The sequence below is a fragment of the Phyllobacterium endophyticum genome (assembly GCF_003010935.1).
GTDB lineage: Bacteria > Pseudomonadota > Alphaproteobacteria > Rhizobiales > Rhizobiaceae > Phyllobacterium > Phyllobacterium endophyticum.
In genome coordinates, this window is record NZ_PGGN01000007.1 from 229999 (window position 1) to 249067 (window position 19069).

The 19069-nt window shown below is 56.0% G+C and carries 21 protein-coding genes and 1 tRNA gene; 7 read left to right on the forward strand and 15 right to left on the reverse strand.

The window, feature by feature from the left end:
• Positions 1 to 15: 15 nt before the first annotated feature.
• Complete coding sequence (locus CU100_RS25475) at positions 16 to 1269, reverse strand: sarcosine oxidase subunit beta (RefSeq protein ID WP_106719440.1); 1254 nt, start codon at positions 1267 to 1269, stop codon at positions 16 to 18.
• A 397-nt stretch (positions 1270 to 1666) separates the two neighbouring features.
• Here CU100_RS25475 and rpsU point away from each other — a divergent pair, with 397 nt between their 5' ends.
• Together rpsU and CU100_RS25485 are read left to right on the forward strand one after the other, a co-directional pair.
• Positions 1667 to 1918, forward strand: a complete 252-nt coding sequence (gene rpsU / locus CU100_RS25480) for a 30S ribosomal protein S21 (protein WP_106719441.1) — start codon at positions 1667 to 1669, stop codon at positions 1916 to 1918.
• A gap of 128 nt (positions 1919 to 2046) precedes the next feature.
• A complete protein-coding gene (locus CU100_RS25485; protein ID WP_106719442.1) occupies positions 2047 to 2916 on the forward strand; it encodes a tetratricopeptide repeat protein in 870 nt (289 codons plus the stop codon).
• Between the two features lie 140 nt (positions 2917 to 3056).
• Here the strand turns inward: CU100_RS25485 and CU100_RS25490 are convergent, their stop codons facing one another.
• The 7 genes from CU100_RS25490 to CU100_RS25520 all read right to left on the reverse strand — a co-directional run bounded on the left by CU100_RS25490 (position 3057) and on the right by CU100_RS25520 (position 8104).
• Entirely contained in the window at positions 3057 to 4457 is a 1401-nt protein-coding gene (locus tag CU100_RS25490) for an NAD(P)(+) transhydrogenase (Re/Si-specific) subunit beta (protein WP_106719443.1), read from the reverse strand.
• Positions 4458 to 4473: 16 nt separating this feature from the next.
• Entirely contained in the window at positions 4474 to 4887 is a 414-nt protein-coding gene (locus CU100_RS25495; protein WP_106719444.1) for an NAD(P) transhydrogenase subunit alpha, read from the reverse strand.
• On the reverse strand, positions 4887 to 6197 hold the full coding sequence (locus CU100_RS25500; protein ID WP_106719479.1) for a Re/Si-specific NAD(P)(+) transhydrogenase subunit alpha: 1311 nt from the start codon (positions 6195 to 6197) through the stop codon (positions 4887 to 4889). Before CU100_RS25500 ends, CU100_RS25495 begins: the two co-directional genes overlap by 1 nt.
• A 156-nt stretch (positions 6198 to 6353) precedes the next feature.
• On the reverse strand, positions 6354 to 6575 hold the full coding sequence (locus CU100_RS25505) for an aa3-type cytochrome c oxidase subunit IV (RefSeq protein ID WP_106719445.1): 222 nt from the start codon (positions 6573 to 6575) through the stop codon (positions 6354 to 6356).
• 135 nt (positions 6576 to 6710) lie between these two features.
• The gene (locus CU100_RS25510) at positions 6711 to 6857 is read right to left on the reverse strand and encodes a DUF3096 domain-containing protein (protein WP_106719446.1); all 147 of its coding nucleotides are present in this window, start codon (positions 6855 to 6857) and stop codon (positions 6711 to 6713) included.
• 139 nt (positions 6858 to 6996) lie between these two features.
• On the reverse strand, positions 6997 to 7518 hold the full coding sequence (locus CU100_RS25515; protein ID WP_245419237.1) for a hypothetical protein: 522 nt from the start codon (positions 7516 to 7518) through the stop codon (positions 6997 to 6999).
• Positions 7496 to 8104, reverse strand: a complete 609-nt coding sequence (locus tag CU100_RS25520; RefSeq protein ID WP_106719448.1) for a CGNR zinc finger domain-containing protein — start codon at positions 8102 to 8104, stop codon at positions 7496 to 7498. The genes CU100_RS25515 and CU100_RS25520 overlap by 23 nt, the downstream gene beginning before the upstream one ends.
• A 63-nt stretch (positions 8105 to 8167) precedes the next feature.
• On the opposite strand from CU100_RS25520, the gene CU100_RS25525 reads away from it, so the two are divergent.
• Positions 8168 to 9067, forward strand: a complete 900-nt coding sequence (locus CU100_RS25525) for a branched-chain amino acid ABC transporter permease (RefSeq protein WP_106719449.1) — start codon at positions 8168 to 8170, stop codon at positions 9065 to 9067.
• A gap of 17 nt (positions 9068 to 9084) precedes the next feature.
• On the opposite strand, the gene CU100_RS25530 is transcribed toward CU100_RS25525, so the two are convergent.
• Both CU100_RS25530 and CU100_RS25535 read right to left on the reverse strand, forming a co-directional pair.
• Positions 9085 to 9834, reverse strand: a complete 750-nt coding sequence (locus CU100_RS25530; protein ID WP_106719450.1) for an SDR family NAD(P)-dependent oxidoreductase — start codon at positions 9832 to 9834, stop codon at positions 9085 to 9087.
• A gap of 132 nt (positions 9835 to 9966) precedes the next feature.
• On the reverse strand, positions 9967 to 11073 hold the full coding sequence (locus tag CU100_RS25535) for a TRAP transporter substrate-binding protein (protein ID WP_106719451.1): 1107 nt from the start codon (positions 11071 to 11073) through the stop codon (positions 9967 to 9969).
• A 262-nt stretch (positions 11074 to 11335) separates the two neighbouring features.
• Here CU100_RS25535 and CU100_RS25540 point away from each other — a divergent pair, with 262 nt between their 5' ends.
• On the forward strand, positions 11336 to 12106 hold the full coding sequence (locus CU100_RS25540) for a gamma-glutamyl-gamma-aminobutyrate hydrolase family protein (RefSeq protein WP_106719452.1): 771 nt from the start codon (positions 11336 to 11338) through the stop codon (positions 12104 to 12106).
• Between the two features lie 9 nt (positions 12107 to 12115).
• Here CU100_RS25540 and CU100_RS25545 read toward each other — a convergent pair whose 3' ends face one another.
• The 4 genes from CU100_RS25545 to CU100_RS25560 form a co-directional block, all read right to left on the reverse strand.
• Positions 12116 to 12565: a hypothetical protein gene (locus CU100_RS25545; RefSeq protein ID WP_106719453.1), complete on the reverse strand. Its 450-nt coding sequence runs from the start codon at positions 12563 to 12565 to the stop codon at positions 12116 to 12118.
• A 72-nt stretch (positions 12566 to 12637) separates the two neighbouring features.
• Positions 12638 to 13657 carry a LacI family DNA-binding transcriptional regulator gene (locus CU100_RS25550; RefSeq protein ID WP_106719454.1) on the reverse strand — a complete coding sequence of 340 codons (1020 nt, stop codon included), beginning with the start codon at positions 13655 to 13657 and terminating at the stop codon, positions 12638 to 12640.
• Positions 13658 to 13734: 77 nt separating this feature from the next.
• Positions 13735 to 14640 carry a DMT family transporter gene (locus CU100_RS25555; RefSeq protein WP_106719480.1) on the reverse strand — a complete coding sequence of 302 codons (906 nt, stop codon included), beginning with the start codon at positions 14638 to 14640 and terminating at the stop codon, positions 13735 to 13737.
• 94 nt (positions 14641 to 14734) lie between these two features.
• Complete coding sequence (locus tag CU100_RS25560) at positions 14735 to 15226, reverse strand: MarR family winged helix-turn-helix transcriptional regulator (RefSeq protein WP_106719455.1); 492 nt, start codon at positions 15224 to 15226, stop codon at positions 14735 to 14737.
• A 309-nt stretch (positions 15227 to 15535) separates the two neighbouring features.
• Between CU100_RS25560 and CU100_RS25565 the strand changes: the two genes are divergently transcribed.
• The 3 genes from CU100_RS25565 to CU100_RS25575 all read left to right on the forward strand — a co-directional run bounded on the left by CU100_RS25565 (position 15536) and on the right by CU100_RS25575 (position 18467).
• Complete coding sequence (locus CU100_RS25565; protein ID WP_106719456.1) at positions 15536 to 16279, forward strand: creatininase family protein; 744 nt, start codon at positions 15536 to 15538, stop codon at positions 16277 to 16279.
• Between the two features lie 110 nt (positions 16280 to 16389).
• The gene (locus CU100_RS25570; RefSeq protein WP_407070378.1) at positions 16390 to 17493 is read left to right on the forward strand and encodes a CobW family GTP-binding protein; all 1104 of its coding nucleotides are present in this window, start codon (positions 16390 to 16392) and stop codon (positions 17491 to 17493) included.
• Positions 17493 to 18467, forward strand: coding sequence for a WD40 repeat domain-containing protein (locus tag CU100_RS25575; protein WP_106719457.1), 975 nt, complete (start codon positions 17493 to 17495; stop codon positions 18465 to 18467). Before CU100_RS25570 ends, CU100_RS25575 begins: the two co-directional genes overlap by 1 nt.
• A 484-nt stretch (positions 18468 to 18951) precedes the next feature.
• Here the strand turns inward: CU100_RS25575 and CU100_RS25580 are convergent.
• Positions 18952 to 19028: transfer RNA gene (locus CU100_RS25580), tRNA-Met, on the reverse strand.
• Positions 19029 to 19069: the final 41 nt, after the last annotated feature.

Genomic DNA, 19069 nt, shown 5'->3' on the forward strand with positions numbered 1-19069 from the left:
GTCTTCCTTGAAAATTCAGTGCGCAACAGCGGCCGCGGCGGCTTCGTCGATCAGCCGGCCGGAAGTGAAGCGCTCGATCGTGAACGGCGCATTGATACGGTGCGGTTCATCCCGCGCAATTGTGTGGGCGAACACATTTCCCGACCCGGGCGTCGCTTTGAACCCGCCGGTGCCCCAGCCGCAATTGACATAAAGGCCGGAGACCGGCGTCTTGGCGAGGATGGGCGAACGATCCGGCGTTACGTCGACAATGCCGCCCCAGGACCGCAGCATCTTCAGTCGTGTAAGGACGGGAAACATTTCGCAGATCGCATCGAGCGTGTGGTTGATGATGTGAAGACCGCCGGTCTGCGAGTAAGACGTGTATTGGTCAGTTCCCGCGCCGATGACCATCTCCCCCTTGTCCGACTGGGAAATATAGGCGTGGACGGTATTCGACATGATCACGCATGGTATGAGCGGCTTGACCGGCTCCGACACCAGCGCCTGAAGGGGATAGCTCTCCAGCGGCATGCGCACACCCGCCATGTTCATGATCACCGAGGTATGACCAGCCGCCACAACGCCGACTTTCCTGGCATTGATCGGTCCGCGATTGGTATCGACTCCGACGACGGCCCCATTGGGAGCGCGGCGAATGCCGGTTACTTCGCAGTTCTGGATGATATGCACTCCGCGATCGGCGGCTGCGCGCGCATAGCCCCAAGCCACGGCATCATGCCGGGCGGTGCCGCCACGCCGCTGCAGTGCTGCACCGATGATCGGATACCGGGCACTCGCTGAAAGATTGATCGGCGGGCAGAACTCCTTCACCTGCTCCGGCGTCAGCCACTCATTGTCGATGCCGTTTAGCCGGTTCGCGTGAATATGCCGCTTGAACACCTGGACGTCGTGGATATTGTGCGCCAGCATCATGACGCCGCGCGCCGAATACATCACATTGTAGTTGAGGTCCTGGCTCAAACCTTCCCAGAGCTTCACCGCGTGCTCATAGATTCCGGCGGATTCATCGTACAGATAGTTCGAGCGGATGATCGTGGTATTGCGGCCCGTATTGCCCCCGCCGAGCCATCCCTTTTCAAGCACGGCGACATTGGTAATACCGTGTTCCTTGGCAAGATAATAAGCAGTGGCAAGCCCGTGCCCTCCAGCGCCGACTATGATGACGTCGTATTCTGGCCTGGGTTCCGGCGAACTCCATTGCTGGTCCCAGCCCTTGTGGGCTCGCAGCGCTTCGCGGGCCAAAGCAAATACCGAATATTTCCGCATCATTCATTCCCAGCAGCTTGGCCCACCAATTGAGCCATCGCAAAGCGATTGTTCGAACGAGTTTACCTGCATTTGCCTGTTCAGAAATCGACATCGATTTCAACAGAGAATGCCATGCTTTTATGCATCAGTATCGCATCCGCCCAAAGCTCTTTTGCCATTTTGCGACGGAGATTGGCGCTCAATGCCGGTTAAACTAAAATTAGCAAAACCTGCTTCGTGTTTGCAGCCACATCGAGCCTTTTGCGCGGCACCACCATGGACATACCTCGAACTTTCTGATAATGGCCACCGCAGTTTGCGATGGATGACCGTCGCGAAGTCTGGTTTGCTGTCCCTTGAAGAATTGGGGATGCGGCCCGGGCTCAACGAAATTCTAAGAGATACAGGATAAAACGTGCAGGTACTCGTACGCGAAAATAATGTTGATCAGGCTCTCCGCGTCCTCAAGAAGAAGATGCAGCGCGAAGGCATGTTCCGCGAAATGAAGATGCATGATCATTATGAGAAGCCATCGATCAAGCGCGCGCGTCAGAAGGCCGAGGCAATCAGCCGCGCCCGCAAACTCGCTCGAAAGCAGGCTCAGCGCGAAGGTCTTCTTCCAATGCCTGTAAAGAAGACACCGGCCCGCGCTTCCGCGGCTCGTTGATCTTCGATTTATCGACGCCTTGACCCGATCACGGGGTGGAGTGGCTTGCGTCACACCGCCCTTTTTCGTTTGGTGCCATCGGAACAATAAAGCCGTTGCGGCTTTTCATTGAACGGGACACGTAAGACATGACTCATCCAGTTGAACTGACCACACGTCGCGCAATCTGGTCGGAACCCAAGACCTCACGTCTCACGGGGCTCGTCATTGTCTCTGTTTTCGCGCTTGCGATTGCCGGATGCCAGAGCACCTCGACCACCGACATGACCGGTATCGACAAGGCACAGGGTTCTACCGAAAATATCAGTTCACTCAACGAAGTTATCCGCAACAATCCGAGAGATCCGGAAGCGTATAATGTTCGCGGATCGGCTTATGGCCGGGCCGGCAAGAACAGTGAGGCTATCAAGGACTTCAACACCGCGCTGCAGTTGAACCCTAGCTTCTATCAGGCTTACGCCAACCGCGCGCTCGTCTATCGCAACATGGGCAATACGGCACAGGCAGCCGCGGACTATAGCAAAGCCATTCAGATCAACCCGCAATACGATGCCGCCTATATCGGGCGCGGCAATCTCTACCGTCAAGCGGGGCAACTCGATCAGGCGATGAATGACTTCCAGCAAGCCATCCAGTTGAACACAACCGACCCGCGCGCCTATCACAATCGCGGGCTGATCTATCAGGCGCGCAACCAGCACAAGCAGGCGATCGAGGATTTCTCTACGGCCATTTCTTTGCAGCCCGATGCCGCAGAGCCTTATAATGGCCGGGGAATTTCTTATGTGGCGCTGGGTGACGATGACAACGCCTTCGATGACTTCAATACCGCGATCAAGCTTGACGGGGATATCGCAGAGGGTTGGGCCAATCAGGCGCTCATCTATGAACATCGCGGCGATAAGAAGCGTGCGGCCAAGTCATACGCCAGAGCCGCGCAGCTTGATCCGAAGTACAAGCCCGCCATCGATGGACTCGCCCGGACGCGCGGTGCCTGATTTATCGCCGGCGAACGCTTCGTCGTTGTTCTTGCTCACCCGTTGAGGTTAGCCTTCCTGCGTATCTCGCGGCAAAACTTCATTTGAAACACACAAAAAAACCCGCCAGTTGGCGGGCTTTTTGTGCCGGAGGCTAGCAATCAATGATCGAGCGCCTTGACGATGTTTTCCACCATCTTCTTTGCGTCGGCGAATAGCATCATCGTGTTGTCACGGAAGAACAGTTCGTTCTCGACGCCAGCGTAGCCGGAGCCCATGCCACGCTTGATGAAGAGCACCGTGCCGGCTTTGTCGACATCGAGGATCGGCATACCGAAGATCGGCGATTTTGGATCGGTCTTGGCCGCCGGGTTCGTGACATCGTTGGCGCCGATGACGAAGGCGACATCTGCCTGAGAGAATTCCGAGTTGATATCCTCGAGTTCAAACACTTCATCGTAAGGCACGTTGGCTTCAGCAAGGAGCACGTTCATATGGCCGGGCATGCGGCCCGCCACCGGATGAATGGCATACTTGACCTCGACACCCTCGGCCTTCAGCTTGTCTGCCATTTCGCGCAAGGCATGCTGGGCCTGCGCGACCGCCATACCGTAACCGGGTACTATGATTACCTTGGAGGCATTCTTCATGATGAAGGCGGCATCGTCGGCCGAACCTTGCTTGACAGGCCGTTGTTCCACCTCGCCCGTGGCGGCGCCGGCGGTCTCACCACCAAAGCCGCCGAGAATGACCGAGATGAACGAGCGGTTCATGCCCTTGCACATGATATAGGAAAGAATCGCGCCGGATGAACCGACGAGTGCTCCGGTAATGATCAGCGCAAGGTTTCCGAGAGTAAAGCCGAGAGCTGCCGCCGCCCAGCCGGAATAGGAGTTGAGCATCGAGACGACCACCGGCATGTCGGCGCCGCCGATAGGTACGATGATCAGGCCGCCAAGGACCAGCGACAGGATGACGATCAGCCAGAACACGAAATGGCTTTCAGTCATCACAAGCGCGATCACGAGGACTACGATGGCCACCAGCAGGCTCGCATTGAGGAGATGACGACCAGGCAGCATGATCGGCTTGCCCGACATGCGCCCATCGAGCTTCAAGAACGCGATAATTGAACCGGTAAAGGTGATGGCGCCGATGGCAACACCAATCGACATCTCGACCAGAGCCTGCGCGTGGATCGATCCGACCTCGCCAATGCCGAAGGAATCCGGTGCGTAGACCGCAGCAGCCGCCACCATCACGGCGGCAAAGCCAACCAGCGAATGGAAGGCGGCAACGAGCTGTGGCATGGCCGTCATGGCGATGCGCTTTGCTGTGTAGGCGCCGACACTGCCACCGATCGCAAGTCCGATAATAATCAGCCCCAGTCCTCTGAAACTTGGCTCGGCAAGGGCCAGCGTGGTCAGGATTGAGATACCCATGCCGGTCATGCCGTAGAAATTACCCTGACGGCTGGTCGTTGGATGCGATAGCCCCCGTAGCGCAAGGATGAACAGGACGCCGGAGACGAGATACAGAAAAGTTGCGAAATTCACGCTCATTGCCATGTTCATCGCCTCACTTCTCTTTTTTCTTGTACATGGCGAGCATGCGGTGGGTAACGAGGAAGCCGCCGAAGATATTGACGCTGACGAGAACGAGCGCGATGAAGCCGAAGCCGGTGGCAAAGCCGCTGGCTGAGAGGCCAACGGCGAGCAGCGCACCCACGACGATTACCGAGGAAATGGCATTGGTCACGGCCATCAGCGGCGTATGCAGCGCAGGAGTAACGGACCAGACGACATAATATCCGACGAAGATTGCCAGAACGAAGATGGCAAGGCGGAAGACGAACGGGTCGACCGCACCTCCGGTGACAGCATGGGCGGCCGCGCCAGCCGCATCCGGCATGGTTTCGGCGGCCTGGCGCACCATTTCAGTCGCCTGGTTCAAGGTTTCAAGTGCCTTGTCGAGAGTTGCATCGGCAGCCATCACGCCTCTCCTTCATTCTTTGCGGCAGTTGATTTGGAAGCAGCGGATTTGGCGGGCGCTTTGGCCTTCGGCGCAGGCGCTTTCTTGATAACCGCCTTGGCCGGAGCGTCTTTCGCACCTGACTCCATTGTAGGTGCAGCCTTCTTGGCGGGCTTTGCTACAGGCGCAACAGCGGCAGCGGCGTTCGCGAAATTCGGGTGCACGACTTTCCCGCCATGCGTCAAAACAGTCGCCTTCACCAGTTCATCGTCGAAATTGATGTTGACGCTCTTCGTTTCCTTGTCGACCAGCGTTTCGACAAATGCCACCAGATTTTTGGCATAAAGCTGCGAGGCCGTTGCGGCAATGCGGCCCGCCACGTTGAGATGACCGACGATCCTGACTCCGTCGACCTCCGTGACCATGCCCGCAACTGCGCCTTCGACATTCCCACCGCGCTCGACCGCGAGATCGATGATGACCGAACCTGGACGCATGCGCGCGTACATTTCGCGTGTTACCAGACGGGGCGCGGGACGGCCCGGGATGAGCGCCGTGGTAATGATGATGTCCTGCTTGGCGATGTGCTCGGCAACGAGTGCCGCCTGCTTCGCCTGATATTCCTTGGACATTTCCTTGGCATAACCGCCAGCGGTTTCTGCCGCCTTGAATTCCTCATCCTCGACCGCAAGAAACTTGGCGCCCAGCGAGGCAACCTGCTCCTTGACCGCAGGACGCACATCGGTGGCCGTGACGACACCGCCAAGACGACGCGCCGTGGCAATCGCTTGCAGACCTGCCACACCGACACCCATGATGAATACTTTCGCAGCGGGCACGGTACCGGCCGCCGTCATCATCATCGGCAATGCGCGGTCATATTCGGCGGCCGCATCGATCACCGCCTGATAGCCGGCAAGATTTGCCTGGCTCGAGAGAACGTCCATGACCTGCGCCCGTGTGATGCGAGGCATGAATTCCATGGTAAATGCTGTGATTCCCGCATCGGCAATCGCCTGTATTGCAGCCTCGTTGCCGTAAGGATCGAGCATCGCGATGACAATAGCACCCTGCTTATAGGCCTTCAGTTCGGCCGTTGCCGGTCGGCGCACCTTCAGGATGACGTCTGCGCCTTTGATATCGGCGGTCTTACCAATCCTGGCACCTGCCGCGACAAACTCCGCGTCCGGAATTCGCGAGTCGACACCCGCACCAGCCTCGACGATGACATCGAAGCCGAGGGTGATCAACTTCTTGACGGTCTCCGGCGAGCCCCCAACCCTCGGCTCACTGGCCTCAGTTTCTTTCGGTATGAATAGTGTCTGAGCCAAGCTCCCACCCCCAAGCAAGTTGAACACAACCAAGGCAGTGGTCACGATGACCAGCGCGCCTTCCCGCTTATGACGATTGGCAATTCCGTAGATATTCACCGCTCGTTCCGAGCGGCATGCAGACCAAATTGTCCGCGCGATTTGACTCAGCTGAAGTTAAAGGAGAAACCAGGCTGCGACACAAACAATGATGAAGAGAAGAGTTCCAGAAAAGAAACCACCGACGAAAAACCCGAAAGCCATTGCGACCAGCAATGCCACACAGGATACAATGCCCCACTTGGAGAGGGAAAGGAACAGATTGTAAGTGCTTTCGTGTTCCTTGTAGTCCATTGGGGCGCCCAATTCTGCCGGCGCAGTATCGTGATGATCAGCCATCTTCAAACCTCATATAGTCGACGTCGCATTGGCAATAACGAAAACATGCCACCAGCGCAATGCGCAGATGGTCGCTCGTGCCTGCTCAATCGATATAAATGAGCGAAAGAGTTCAGTCACGCGGTGACCGAGCGACTAGGAGAGCAGATGTGGGAACAGACCTGTCACTCCGATGATGATCAGATAGAGCGCGACGATATAGTTGAGCAGGCGGGGAGCTATCAAAATAAGAATACCGGCAATCAAAGCAATGAGCGGAGCAATGGCGATCTGAGCAATCATGCGAGCTTTCCTTGATTTAAACTCGTCGCCAGGCGGCGGCGTTCCTCCACCCAGCTTAAGCTCACACCAACGGCATGTCAGCGGCAAAACCAACTTATCCAATAAACATTCAATCCGATGAAGGCTGGCAGCATATTGATCAGGCTGGACAAGCCGGCGCCGAATTCCCCGCGGCACTCTTGTCAGGATTTGGATCATAAAACGGCCCAACGACCAGCGGCTTGTCCGGCATCTTAGATTGATCAGTGTCCGAAATCATTTCGCGTTCGATTGTTTGTAGTAATTTACCGTCGGCATCTTCTAAACGCATGCTTACTTTATATACGCGATCGGCTTTCACGCATTTCACCGGCGGGCTTTCAACTGTGATCTTTTCCATCGCGGGCCATATTTTTTGCCGTACAATCATGGGATCGCCTCCGGCCGGGTTTTCAAAAGACGTCTCCAATATCGCGCCATCGGGAAGTGGCCGGACCCGGGCCAGCGTCAGGAGATAGGTGGCTTCCGCGATTCGGTAATTGAAGACGAAGATCTTTCCGGACACGACGAGATAATCGCCCTCGCCAGAGTCGCGGCAAGCGCCGAGACCAAGGCTGACGACCATCATCGCTACTGTGATGAGGCGGTAATTGATTCTCTTATGCATGATCGTTTCCGGCATGTCCCAAGCTGCGAACATAGTGCCGCCGGGCCTTTGCCCTATTGCCGCAGACATTCATATCGCACCACCGTCGGCTTCGGTTTCGGCTCTCGTCAAAATAGAGCCAGTGACAGTTCGGGCAGATCTTGATCCGTTCAAGCCGCGCGGGATCGAGCAACCGCAAAGCTGAAAGAAATGCTGCCGCCCCCAATGATAGGTCGCGTATCCTATCGGAGAGGCTTGGGAGACCAAGACTTTCTTCCGACCATTCCTCGCCAACGACATTGGAGCCGATGTGCAGGAATTCGGAGAAATAATCGGCCCTGATGCGAGCATGACCTGCTGCATCACGAAACAGCCTGTTGACCACCTCGCGAACGTCGATAAGTGCTTTAATCCCGTCTTGGGACTTCGGGGCGTGAAACCGCACCCTGCCCCATTCGCCATTTCTGAAAATCGCTGCGGCTTCGGCAAACCTCGGCACCTCGGCCGGATCGGCGAACCGGTCCAGGCAGCGTTTCCGATCCTCGCGAAAGATTACTGTATTGGCCAGATCCAGGGCCAACACGCCGCCGCTGAAACGATGGGCATTCCATTCGAAAGACATGGCTAAATTCTAACTGGTAAAATTGGTTTTGCAAGTTAGAATGGATTCTGGTCGGACGGAAAAATGGCGTATTTTTTGCAACTGGTTTTCAACGGTATTCATAACGCAGCGCTCTATGCGCTACTCGCTTATGGCTATGTGTTGATCCACGGACTGACCCACCGTACCGACTTGTCCCTCGGCGCCATTTTTGCCTTCTCAGGACAGACATTCATTCTCGTCACGGCATTTGGCTGGTCGATCCTTTGGATGACATTGCCGGCTGCGCTATCCTTGGGGATCGTCGTCGCTGTGGTCTATGTCGGCATCGGTGGATACGTGATCGCCAGGTTGATCTATGCCCCCTTGGATGCAGGCAACCGTAACACGGTCCTCGTTGCGACGCTTGGTCTGAGTATTTTCCTGATGGAACTATCCCGGATTGCGGCTGACACGAGGGACTATTGGCTCCCGCCGCTCCTTGCCACACCGGTCAGGCTGCTCGGTCCTGAATTGGGCATCAGCCTCACCCAGCTGCAGGTCATCAATATTGCTGTTGCACTCGGCGTCGTTGCAACCGGCGAGGTTATCATGCTGCGTACATCGGCCGGTCGCATCTGGCGTGCCGTCAGCGACGAACCGAAGGCCTCTGCACTGTGCGGCGTTGATCCATCAAGGGTCAGGACACAGGCGATCCTGGCGGCCTACGGTGTTTGTGCGTTGGCAGGGTTTTTGGCCGCACTCTATTATGGCAATGTCAGTTTCAACACCGGAATGATCTTCGGCCTCAAAATTTTGTTCATCACCGCGGCGGGTGGTTTTTCCAGACCCCTGCATGCGGCCTGCGGAGCAGCCATCGTTGGAATGGTGGAATCGTTGTGGGGCGGATATTTCTCAGTCCTGTGGCGCGATGCAGCAGTCTTCTCGCTGCTTGTCTTCGTTCTTGCTACGCGCACGAACGCGCAGGATGCGGAGCGTATTTAACAGACAATCGACAGACTCTACCCCTGCAGGCTGTGCCCGCCGTCGATGGTAATGACGGTCCCGGTAATATAACTACTTGCGTCGGACGCGAGCATTAAAATGGCGCCGTCGATATCCTCTGGCTCGCCTAGGCGGCGCATGGGATTCTTGCCCTTGAGATAGCCCTTTGCCGGCCCGTCCATGATCGCTTCGTTGAGGCGGGTTGGAAACCATCCCGGCGCGATGGCATTCACCCGTATCCCGTGGGGCGCCCATTCGAGTGCCAGCGACTTCGTCATTTGTGCTACAGCCGCCTTCGACATGGCATATGCGCCCGAGCCTCTTAACGGCGCGTCGGCAAGTATGCTCGAGAGATTGATGATGGAGCCGCCGACGTCCTTCGCGATCATGCGCTTTGCGGCTTCCTGGGCAACGAAGAACGCCCCTTCAACATTAACCTCGAAAATGTGGCGCAGCTGCTCGCGTGTCGTCGTAAGCGCCCGCTCTATTGTCGCCACGCCTGCATTGTTGAACACCACCGTAACGGCCCCAAGATGCTGCTCCGCCTCGTCGAAGGCGCGCTCGATATCACCGGCTACAGTGACATCGGCGATTATATTGTGGATATTGGAACGATGTTCATTGTCAGGTGCCGGCGTGCGCGAGATCGAGACCACGTTAGCGCCATGAGCAGCAAGGACCTGAACCATTCTCAATCCCAGGCCGGATGAACCTCCGGTTACTGCGATGGTTTTCCCCGCTACGGAAATAGACGAATCAATTGTCATAGAATTGGATACCAGTGAACGTCGCGCCTGTTATGTGTCGTCACTGTTAAACTGCTCGCGCATGTGTGACAACAGGCGACCGCTGGAACCCCGGTCCTGAAGGATCCGGGGTTCCGCAATTCGAATGCCCGGCTAGAGTTTGCCGTTGCGCTGCTGCACCATCATAAACGTATCGAAAGTGTATTCCGCAACCTGCGCATACAGGAAATGTTCGTTTCGGAAGGCTTTGATCGAATCCCATATCTTCTTGAATGGCGCGTTCTTGGCTTCGATATCGGCGTAAACGCCATTGGCCGCGACAAAACAGGCATTCAGGATTTCCGGGCTAAAAGGCCGCAATTGCGCGCCTCCTGCAACAAGGCGCTTGATGGCTGACGGATTGAGATAATCGTATTTCTGCAACATATTGGCGTCGGTCGCCTGAGCTGCAGTGCGGAACAACGATTGGTAGGCAGGAGGAAGCGTATCCCACTTCTGTTTGTTGACCATGAAGCTCACCGTCGGTCCGCCTTCCCACCAGCCGGGATAGTAGTAATATGGCGCCACCTTCTGGAAGCCCAGCTTCTCGTCATCGTATGGGCCTACCCATTCGGCAGCGTCGATTGTGCCCTTTTCAAGTGCTGGATAAATGTCGCCGCCGGCGATCTGCTGCGGCACGACTCCAAGTGTCTCAAGCACTTTGCCGGCAAAGCCGCCGACCCGCATCTTGAGACCTTTCAGGTCATCGACCGTCTTGATCTCCTTGCGGAACCAGCCGCCCATCTGCACGCCGGTATTGCCGCCCGGGTAAACCTGCAGGCCCTGGGCATTGAAGAACTCGTTCAAGAGATCGATGCCGCCGCCATGATACTGCCAGGCGTTCATACCACGCGCATTGAGCGCAAAGGGAACTGCGGCGCCCAAGGCCCAGGTGGGGTCCTTGCCCCAGTAATAATATGCGACCGTGTGGCAGAGTTCGACCGTACCGGCAGCAGCCGCATCCGCAGCCTGGAGGCCCGGAACGATTTCGCCGGCCGCAAAGGGTTGAATCGTGAAATTGCCGTCCGTCGCCTCTTTCAGGTATTTCGACAAGACCTCAGCGCCGCCATAGATTGTGTCCAGCGACTTCGGAAAAGACGAAGCGCAACGCCAGGTTACCTTTGGCATTGACTGCGCGATGGCAGGAGCCGCCAGGCCGGTGGCTGCAGCAGTCCCAATTCCGGCAAATCCTGCCTTCGTAATGAACGAACGACGATCCATATATTCTCCTCCACAAAACAACTAACGTGTTACTCTTCAGTAGATCAGCGGTCAGGTTCTCCCGATCTCGGATCACCATACACACTCGCGGATTCAAGTCCAGCAGTTGGGAGTGACTGCCATAGCGCCGAATTTTCTCGTCTGGACCGGTGGTGGGGAAAGGCGAAACGGGCTGACGCGCGATATTTTCGAGCTGCGCCGCCATTGGAAACCCGCTCGATCTGCACTACATTCGACGCGAACATTTTCGGAGAGTATCGCAATGCGGCAGCCGCTCGTCGCCATAACATCAGACGTACGTTCGTTCGAGAATTACACGTGGCATGCCACGCCAGACCAATACCTGATGGCAGCTTATGACGCCGCCGGTGTCATTCCCCTCATTGTGCCTTCATTTGGTGACGGTCTCGATATCGATGCCATTCTTGACGGCGTCGACGGTGTGTTGATCACGGGTTCAAAATCCAATGTGCACCCTGCGCTTTACGGTGTGGCACCCAGTGCTGCCCACGAGCCCTATGATCCTGCCCGCGATGCGACGTCTCTCCCGCTCATTCGACGTGCCATCGAGCGCGGCGTACCGCTTCTCGCCATCTGCCGCGGTATTCAGGAGTTGAACGTGGCACTCGGCGGTACGCTGGCGACCGAAATACAGGAGCTTGAGGGCCGCCAGGATCACCGGGCACCGCAATCGGATCGACAGGCGGAGCGCTTTGCGATTCGCCATTCCGTCCACATCAAACCGGGATCGTGTCTCGCTGAAGTCATGCGAAGTGAAGCGATCGACGTCAATTCTGTGCATCGGCAAGCGATCGATATGCCCGCGCCACAGCTTGCAATCGAAGCCGTGGCTGATGACGGTACAATTGAGGCTGTCTCCGTGAAAAACGCACGGGCTTTCGCCGTGGGCGTACAATGGCACCCCGAATATTGGGTGAAGAGCGACAGCTCGTCCCGCAAGATCTTTGCTGCATTTGGTGATGCCGCGCGGGCTCACAAGGCGGTCCGGGAGCGCCTGCTGGCAGCAGAATAGCCAGGCCCCCTATAGAGGATCTATGCCTTCGGCCGACATGGAAAGAACCACCGTGCGCGGTTCGACGCTGATATAGGAGAGCCCATCGCTTGGGCTGAACTCTACGATGGTTTGCCCACGAAAATCGGCAAGGTCGATCGTGCCATCTTTGTTATTGTGCCATGTCTTGGCATTTGCCAATGGCGAATAGAGGTCTCTGCAACTGGTTTCGATTGAAAGTCCATTGTGCCCGGGTGTGCCATTTTCCATAGGGAAGGCCTTGCAGCTTGTCCCGTCACCGAGGCTGCTGATGACGAATCGGGGTGCCTCCAGACTTTGCTTCTCCGTCGCAACAGAGGCAGTCGTCCGGATGTCGACGCCCGCATCGTCCTCGGAGGTGAATGTCGCAAAATCAAGGAACATCGCGACAACTCCAGCGGCACTTAACAGGCCAATCCAGGTTGTTCTACCGAAATTCATGACGTACTCCACGAGACACAACGTCTCCCGAAGCCTAGGCTCGCAGCATTAATGAAGGGTGAAGTTTGCTCTTTATCGCGGCTTCGGTCTTGAAGTCGACTGCCGGATCCTCAGTTCCGGCTTGATTAATTCCTGTCGGGCATGCGTATCGGCGCCATTGAGTTGATCGAGCAGAGCCCGTGCAGCGCGCTGCCCCACCTCTCGCTGGCCGTTCCAAACAGTTGTCAAAGCCGGCGTCGCGATTGCCGCCTCCTCGAGATCGTCATAACCGGTAACGGAAATGTCTTCCCCAGCGACCAAGCCGGCGCGAGCAATACCGTTCATCATGCCGATCGCCGAAAGATCGTTCCAGCAGACGGCCGCAGTCGGATGGTCTTTGAGCGCAAGAAACTGTGGCGCTGCATCGAAGCCCGCTTGTTTCGTACGCGGGCCGGGTATGCGCCATTCCGGCTTTGCCTCCAGGCCCGCCTTTTGCATCGCATGCAGATAGCCCTCATAACGGTCCCTGCCAGTCGACGTCTGGTCTGTACCGCCGACCATGGCGATTCGCGTGTGCCCAAGGGAGATAAGGTGGTTTGTTGCAAGCCCGATACCATAAGCATCGTCGCCCCGGAAAACCGGCACGTTGGCATCTTTGACGGTACGGGCAATCAGCACGACAGGCAATCCATTGTCCTCGGCCATGCGGATGTCTTCAGCCGGAGTTCCGATAGCGGGCGACATGATTACACCGTCTCCGCCGAGCTGAAGTACCGTGTCGATGAATGTGCGCTGCTTGTCCAGTTGATCATAGTGATTGGATAGAATGAACGTTTGGCCTGAACGGTCCAGTTCGCCCTCGATCGCGCGCAGAATCTCGGCAAAGAACGGGTTCATGATGTCATGCACCACCACACCGACAATACCTGAGCGTGACGTCCGTAGACTGGCCGCGCGCCGATTATAGATATAGCCAATGGTCCGCGCGTGTTCCTTTATCTTTTCGCGGGTTTGATCCGCCACGAGCGGGCTGTCTCGCAAAGCCAGAGAGACGGTTGCGGTGGACACTTTCAGCGCGTCGGCGATTGTCGAAAGTTTGATTTTCTGCGCCAAAAAGAACGTCTCCCCACAGTTCGCGTCAATCAAGCCACGTTTTGTTACCCGGCGTTATGCCATTGCAATCCAATAAATCAAAGTCCTTTCAACCGGGCCAAACGCACCTGGCGTTCGCGGTGCACAACGTACAACCCACTGCCAATGACAATCGCCGCCCCGCAGAGCGTGTATACGTCGGGAAACTGCTGGAAAAAGAAATATCCGAAGGCCAGCATCCAGATAATTTGCAGGAAGGGGTAAGGAGCAAGCGCAGCGGTGCTCGCCCTTCTGTAGGCCAGGACGATCAGATAGTGCCCGAGCCCCCCGAAGAAGCCGAGCATCAGCAAAAGTAGAATTTGGAATGGGGTCTCTGGAATGGTCGCCTGTACGATGGCAGGTGACATCAGGATCGCGGGCGCTAGAGCCGAGAAGAAGATCAGGCTCTCGGGCGATTCGGTTGCAGCCATTCGTCGTGTCAGAAGAACATAGAGCGAATAGCTCAGCATCGCAGTAATCGAATAGGGCAGACCAGGATTGATTGCACCAAATCCCGGGCGGGCAATGATCAGCACCCCGATGAAAGCCACGACGATGGCAGCCCATCTCCGCCAGCCGGCCCATTCCCCAAGCAATGGGCCCGCCAAGGCCGCGATCACCATCGGCGCTGCAAAAGTTATCGTGATCGTTTCGCCGAGTTGCATCGTCTGCAATGCTTGGAAATTGAAATATGTCGAACCAAACAGACACAGACCGCGCGCAAGCTGCAACGGCATGTTCCTAACCTTGAAGAGTTTGGGACTCGACCACACCTTGAAAAAAATCAGCGCGAGTACAGCGTGTTCAACGAACCGCATCCAGGAAATGAATGCTGTGGGTATACCGGACAGAACCAGATATTTTGCGCTTGAATCCAGACAGGAAAACAGGAACCCAGCCGCAAAAATATAGAAAATGGCGACAGCGGGCGCAGCTTCCTGCAAGGACGGAGGAGTCGATTTCAACTGGCTTACCAATCAGGCGGGAAAGAACCCCGTCATGATATCAAGTTCACGTTCTTTGCAACCGTGAAATCTTCGGTTGAGTCGGAAACTTATATTATTCGACCTCAACGTCCTCATCGTCGTGATCGTCGTCAGGACCAGCCTGGCGCAGGAGTTCCGCAGCCGAGAGATTGACCTCAAGCCGGGACAACATCTTTATGAAAGCCTTGCGTTCTTTCTTGTCAAAACCCTTCATCGCGTCCTTTTCCGTTTTGCGAATGGACTTCTCGATGGACTTGATTGCTTCGTTTCCCATGTCTGTCAGGAAAATGTGAGCTTGGCGCTGGTCCGTTGCCGAACCTTCTTTTTTCACGAAGCCTTGCGTCTGCAGACGGGAAATCGTTTTTGTGATCGTCGGCGGACGAACCCCCAGGCGCTTGGCGAGAACGCTCGGCGATAACCCGTTATCATGCGCAAGCTGCAGCATGACGGCATCCTGGCCCGCATAAAAACCATGGCTAAGCAATCTTGTGGCGAGTGCTGTCCGCGTTAGCCGGGCGGTCGATTGCAGACGATGAAGAATGAGAGGTTTACGATCCTTGACCATTCCGACTCCTGATCGCCTGACACCGACCATCTATGATGATGAGGCGGCTAGCTCTTGCTGATGAGATGTATTTAACAGACAAATATTCCAGCGTTAATACGGCCGTTACGAATTGGCCGGCCGGTACTGCTGAATGGCGATACCGTCCTCGACAACCCGCGTTACAATGCTTCTATGACAATCTGATGAAATTTGCCGACGAAATTGTCAGGCACCGAAAAAAACACCTTTAGAAATGTGCGTAACGGACGGTATTATCAGGTTGCTCGCTCCTGAAGGGTAGGACAAGCGACGGAGATAAACAGCCCAATGCCCGACAATCAATCCAAGATCGCGGTTCTTCCTCTTGGTGCACATGAGCAGCACGGCCCGCATCTGCCGTTCGATACGGACACTTTGATCGTCACCGGGCTGATTGAGCGGCTTCGCCAAGCACTTCCAGCCGGCTTGTCCATCGAATTCTTGCCTGTCGAGCCCATCGGTTACTCGATCGAACATGTGGGCGTTGAAGGGACGAGGACGTTGGCCTTTGATGAGGCGGTACACCGATGGATCGAGATTGGGCAAGGTGTGGCCGCGCGGGGAATAACGAAGCTTATAATTCTGAACGCCCATGGCGGTAATTCGCCCCTCACGACTATCGTTGCCACGGAATTGCGGGTTCGTTGCAACATGCTCGCCATCGCGACAAGCTGGACCAGATTTGGCTTGCCGAACGGTCTGATATCCCCTGAGGACAGGGCGTTGGATATCCATGGCGGTTTCATCGAAACCTCGGTCATGCTGGCTTTGCACCCCGAACTTGTCGAATTCGCCAAGGCCGAAAATTTCGGCTCGAGCCAGCGCATTTATACATCGACCTACCGGCACTTGCGCGCCTATGGTCCGCATGCGTTTGGCTGGAAAATGACGGACCTGAACAAGCAAGGCGTCGCAGGTAACGCGGCAGCAGCAACGGCGGAAGCCGGAGAAGAAATCATTGCGCACAGCGTGAAAGGTCTTGTTGAACTGATCGGAGACGTTAACAGCTTCGATACGTCGGCTTTCAACTAGTGCACCTTAAATTGGATTGACCGTTCATTCAGGTATTTGAACACTATGGGTGTGGCAAAAACCAAAGCGATCACCTATATCGTGGGTCTATCCATTCAAAGAGGCACGCGATGAGTGAAGCTCCGACGAAGTCCATGGCAGCGGACGCTGCACGCCCTGCCCAGATTCCTGTCACCGTCCTTACAGGCTATCTCGGCTCGGGGAAAACCACGCTTCTCAACCGGATATTGAGTGAGGACCACGGCAAGCGATATGCGGTCATTGTCAACGAGTTTGGTGAAATTGGTATCGACAATGATTTGATTGTCGAATCCGACGAAGAAATTTACGAAATGAACAATGGCTGTATCTGCTGCACGGTACGAGGCGATTTGATCCGCGTTGTCGAGGGTCTGATGCGCAGGCCTGGCCGTTTCGATGCGATTATCGTTGAGACAACGGGTCTCGCCGATCCGGTACCCGTTGCGCAGACGTTTTTTATGGATGACGACGTCCGCAGCAAGACCATGCTTGATGCGGTGGTTGCATTGGTGGACGCCAAGCATCTGCCGCTGCGTCTGAAAGACAGTCGCGAGGCCGAAGACCAGATCGCTTTCGCCGATGTGGTTCTGCTCAACAAGACTGACCTCGTCACCGCGGACGAACTCGCCGCGATCGAGGCGGCTGTACGGGCAATCAATCCCCATGCTGTCATTCACCGCACTGAGCGTGCCAACATAGATTTGTCCCGTGTTCTGGATCGCGGCGCTTTTGATCTGGCGCGTGCGCTGGAGAGTGATCCGCATTTTCTCGATCACGATCACCCGGATCATGTATGCGGACCTGATTGCGATCACGAACACCATCACCACGATCATGACCACCACGGACATGATCACCATCACCATCATGATCATGATCATGCGTCGCCCATCCATGACGTGACGGTTCAGTCGGTCTCCTTGCGGACAGGCGAACTCAATGCGGACAAGTTTTTTCCGTGGATCCAGAAGATCACCCAGGAGCAGGGGCCGGACATTCTTCGCTTGAAGGGTATTCTCGCGTTCAGGGACGACCATGAGCGCTATGTCATCCAAGGCGTACACATGCTTATCGAAGGTGATCATCAGCGCGCCTGGAAAGAGGGCGAAAAACACGAAAGCCGCCTTGTGTTCATCGGCCGCAAACTTGACCACGATGCCCTCAGGTCCGGCCTCGAAAGCTGCCTTGCCTGATGCCGACTATTGCTCCGCTCGATCTCGCCGGCCATTGCGTCGATGCCCGCTTTATCCGAGATGTCCCCTTCTTCTCCATAGCGGACGGCACAATTCACCGCTTGGACAATGGTCATAAGACAAGCCAGGCCCACGATGGGCTCCTATGTGCCGTGCCCTCGCATGATGGGAAGCATCTACTTACGGGCGGTGAAGACGGCCGTATCTGTTCAACTGGCCTGAACGGCGAAGTGGAAGAACTCAGTCATCTGCCGCGCAAATGGTTGACAGCTGTGGCGGCAGCGCCAAATGGTGCGATTGCTTTTGCGTCGGGACGGTCGGCTTGGGTAAGGGCGGCTGACGCTACGGTTCGCGAGATTGTACATGAGCGCAGCGTCGAAGGTATCGCTTTTGCACCCAAGGGATTCCGACTTGCCGTCGCCCGCTATAATGGCGTGACGCTGCATTGGCCCGCAACGAACGGGGCTCCCACCGAACTCGAGTGGAAGGGCGCGCATATCGCCGTCGCTTTTTCCCCCGACGGCCGTTTTCTTGTAACGGCCATGCAGGAAAACGCTTTGCATGGCTGGCGTCTTGAAGACAATCGCCACATGCGGATGACAGGCTATCCGAACAAGGTAAAAAGCTGGTCATGGAGCGTCAAAGGCAAATGGCTGGCTACATCTGGGGCACCCGCTGCGATCGTTTGGCCCTTCTCTGGCAAAGACGGACCGATGGGCAAGGCACCTTTGGAACTCGGAACCCGCGGTGATAGCCTCGTGACTGCCGTCTCCTGCCATCCGATCGAAGAAATCGTCGCCATAGGCTATTCAGACGGCATGATTCTGGTCGGAAGGTTCGGCGACCAGAAGGAAGTTCTCCTCCGCCGCCCCGGCAAGGGGGCTATTTCCACAATGAGTTGGGATACCACCGGGCATCGGCTTGTCTTTGGCACGGAAGCCGGAGATTGCGGTGTGATCGACATCACAGCCTAAGCCTCGATTTACAATTCGCCACCGGAAAATCATGAATGGCTCATGCTCATGACCGGACATCTTGAATATACGTAACCTCGGTTGCCGCAGATTTTTCTAAGGGATACCAAACTTGTGCCCGGCAGATATCGGGGTAGATCAGGTCCGTTGGCAGTTCGGTCTTCTGGACCGTTTGACTACAAATCTAGGCTTCGTAGAATTACCACAACGTTATTAGTACAACATGGCTTGTCAAACCCGAAAAAACTCCCGTTTGTGGCGGGGTTTGGTTTAATGGATGGGCTGTGTTGATTTGGTTGCGGGGACAGGATGTGCCCGTTCGGGTCTTCCAGCAGTCCACTGGACTGCTTGACCGGCAAGGCCGGACATTCCTCACCCTTCAGGTTATGGTGCGCTCTTGCGAACGACGCGCTACCTTGTCCGGCTTGGCGAAGCCGAGATGCCGGACAAACGTCTGGGGGATGGTTTCAGGGTTGGTTTGATTTGGTTGCGGGGACAGGATTTGAACCTGTGACCTTCAGGTTATGAGCCTGACGAGCTACCGGGCTGCTCCACCCCGCGTCATAGTTCTGTTGTTGTGAGATTTGTTTATGAACGTTGCG

Excerpts from the sequence above, each read along its gene's own strand:
- CU100_RS25475 (WP_106719440.1), bottom strand. The coding sequence starts at position 1,269 with ATGCGGAAATATTCGGTATTTGCTTTGGCCCGCGAAGCGCTGCGAGCC.
- CU100_RS25485 (WP_106719442.1), top strand. The coding sequence starts at position 2,047 with ATGACTCATCCAGTTGAACTGACCACACGTCGCGCAATCTGGTCGGAA.
- CU100_RS25490 (WP_106719443.1), bottom strand. The coding sequence starts at position 4,457 with ATGAGCGTGAATTTCGCAACTTTTCTGTATCTCGTCTCCGGCGTCCTG.
- CU100_RS25495 (WP_106719444.1), bottom strand. The coding sequence starts at position 4,887 with ATGGCTGCCGATGCAACTCTCGACAAGGCACTTGAAACCTTGAACCAG.
- CU100_RS25505 (WP_106719445.1), bottom strand. The coding sequence starts at position 6,575 with ATGGCTGATCATCACGATACTGCGCCGGCAGAATTGGGCGCCCCAATG.
- CU100_RS25510 (WP_106719446.1), bottom strand. The coding sequence starts at position 6,857 with ATGATTGCTCAGATCGCCATTGCTCCGCTCATTGCTTTGATTGCCGGT.
- CU100_RS25515 (WP_245419237.1), bottom strand. The coding sequence starts at position 7,518 with ATGCCGGAAACGATCATGCATAAGAGAATCAATTACCGCCTCATCACA.
- CU100_RS25520 (WP_106719448.1), bottom strand. The coding sequence starts at position 8,104 with ATGTCTTTCGAATGGAATGCCCATCGTTTCAGCGGCGGCGTGTTGGCC.
- CU100_RS25525 (WP_106719449.1), top strand. The coding sequence starts at position 8,168 with ATGGCGTATTTTTTGCAACTGGTTTTCAACGGTATTCATAACGCAGCG.
- CU100_RS25530 (WP_106719450.1), bottom strand. The coding sequence starts at position 9,834 with ATGACAATTGATTCGTCTATTTCCGTAGCGGGGAAAACCATCGCAGTA.
- CU100_RS25535 (WP_106719451.1), bottom strand. The coding sequence starts at position 11,073 with ATGGATCGTCGTTCGTTCATTACGAAGGCAGGATTTGCCGGAATTGGG.
- CU100_RS25540 (WP_106719452.1), top strand. The coding sequence starts at position 11,336 with ATGCGGCAGCCGCTCGTCGCCATAACATCAGACGTACGTTCGTTCGAG.
- CU100_RS25545 (WP_106719453.1), bottom strand. The coding sequence starts at position 12,565 with ATGAATTTCGGTAGAACAACCTGGATTGGCCTGTTAAGTGCCGCTGGA.
- CU100_RS25560 (WP_106719455.1), bottom strand. The coding sequence starts at position 15,226 with ATGGTCAAGGATCGTAAACCTCTCATTCTTCATCGTCTGCAATCGACC.
- CU100_RS25565 (WP_106719456.1), top strand. The coding sequence starts at position 15,536 with ATGCCCGACAATCAATCCAAGATCGCGGTTCTTCCTCTTGGTGCACAT.
- CU100_RS25570 (WP_407070378.1), top strand. The coding sequence starts at position 16,390 with ATGAGTGAAGCTCCGACGAAGTCCATGGCAGCGGACGCTGCACGCCCT.
- CU100_RS25575 (WP_106719457.1), top strand. The coding sequence starts at position 17,493 with ATGCCGACTATTGCTCCGCTCGATCTCGCCGGCCATTGCGTCGATGCC.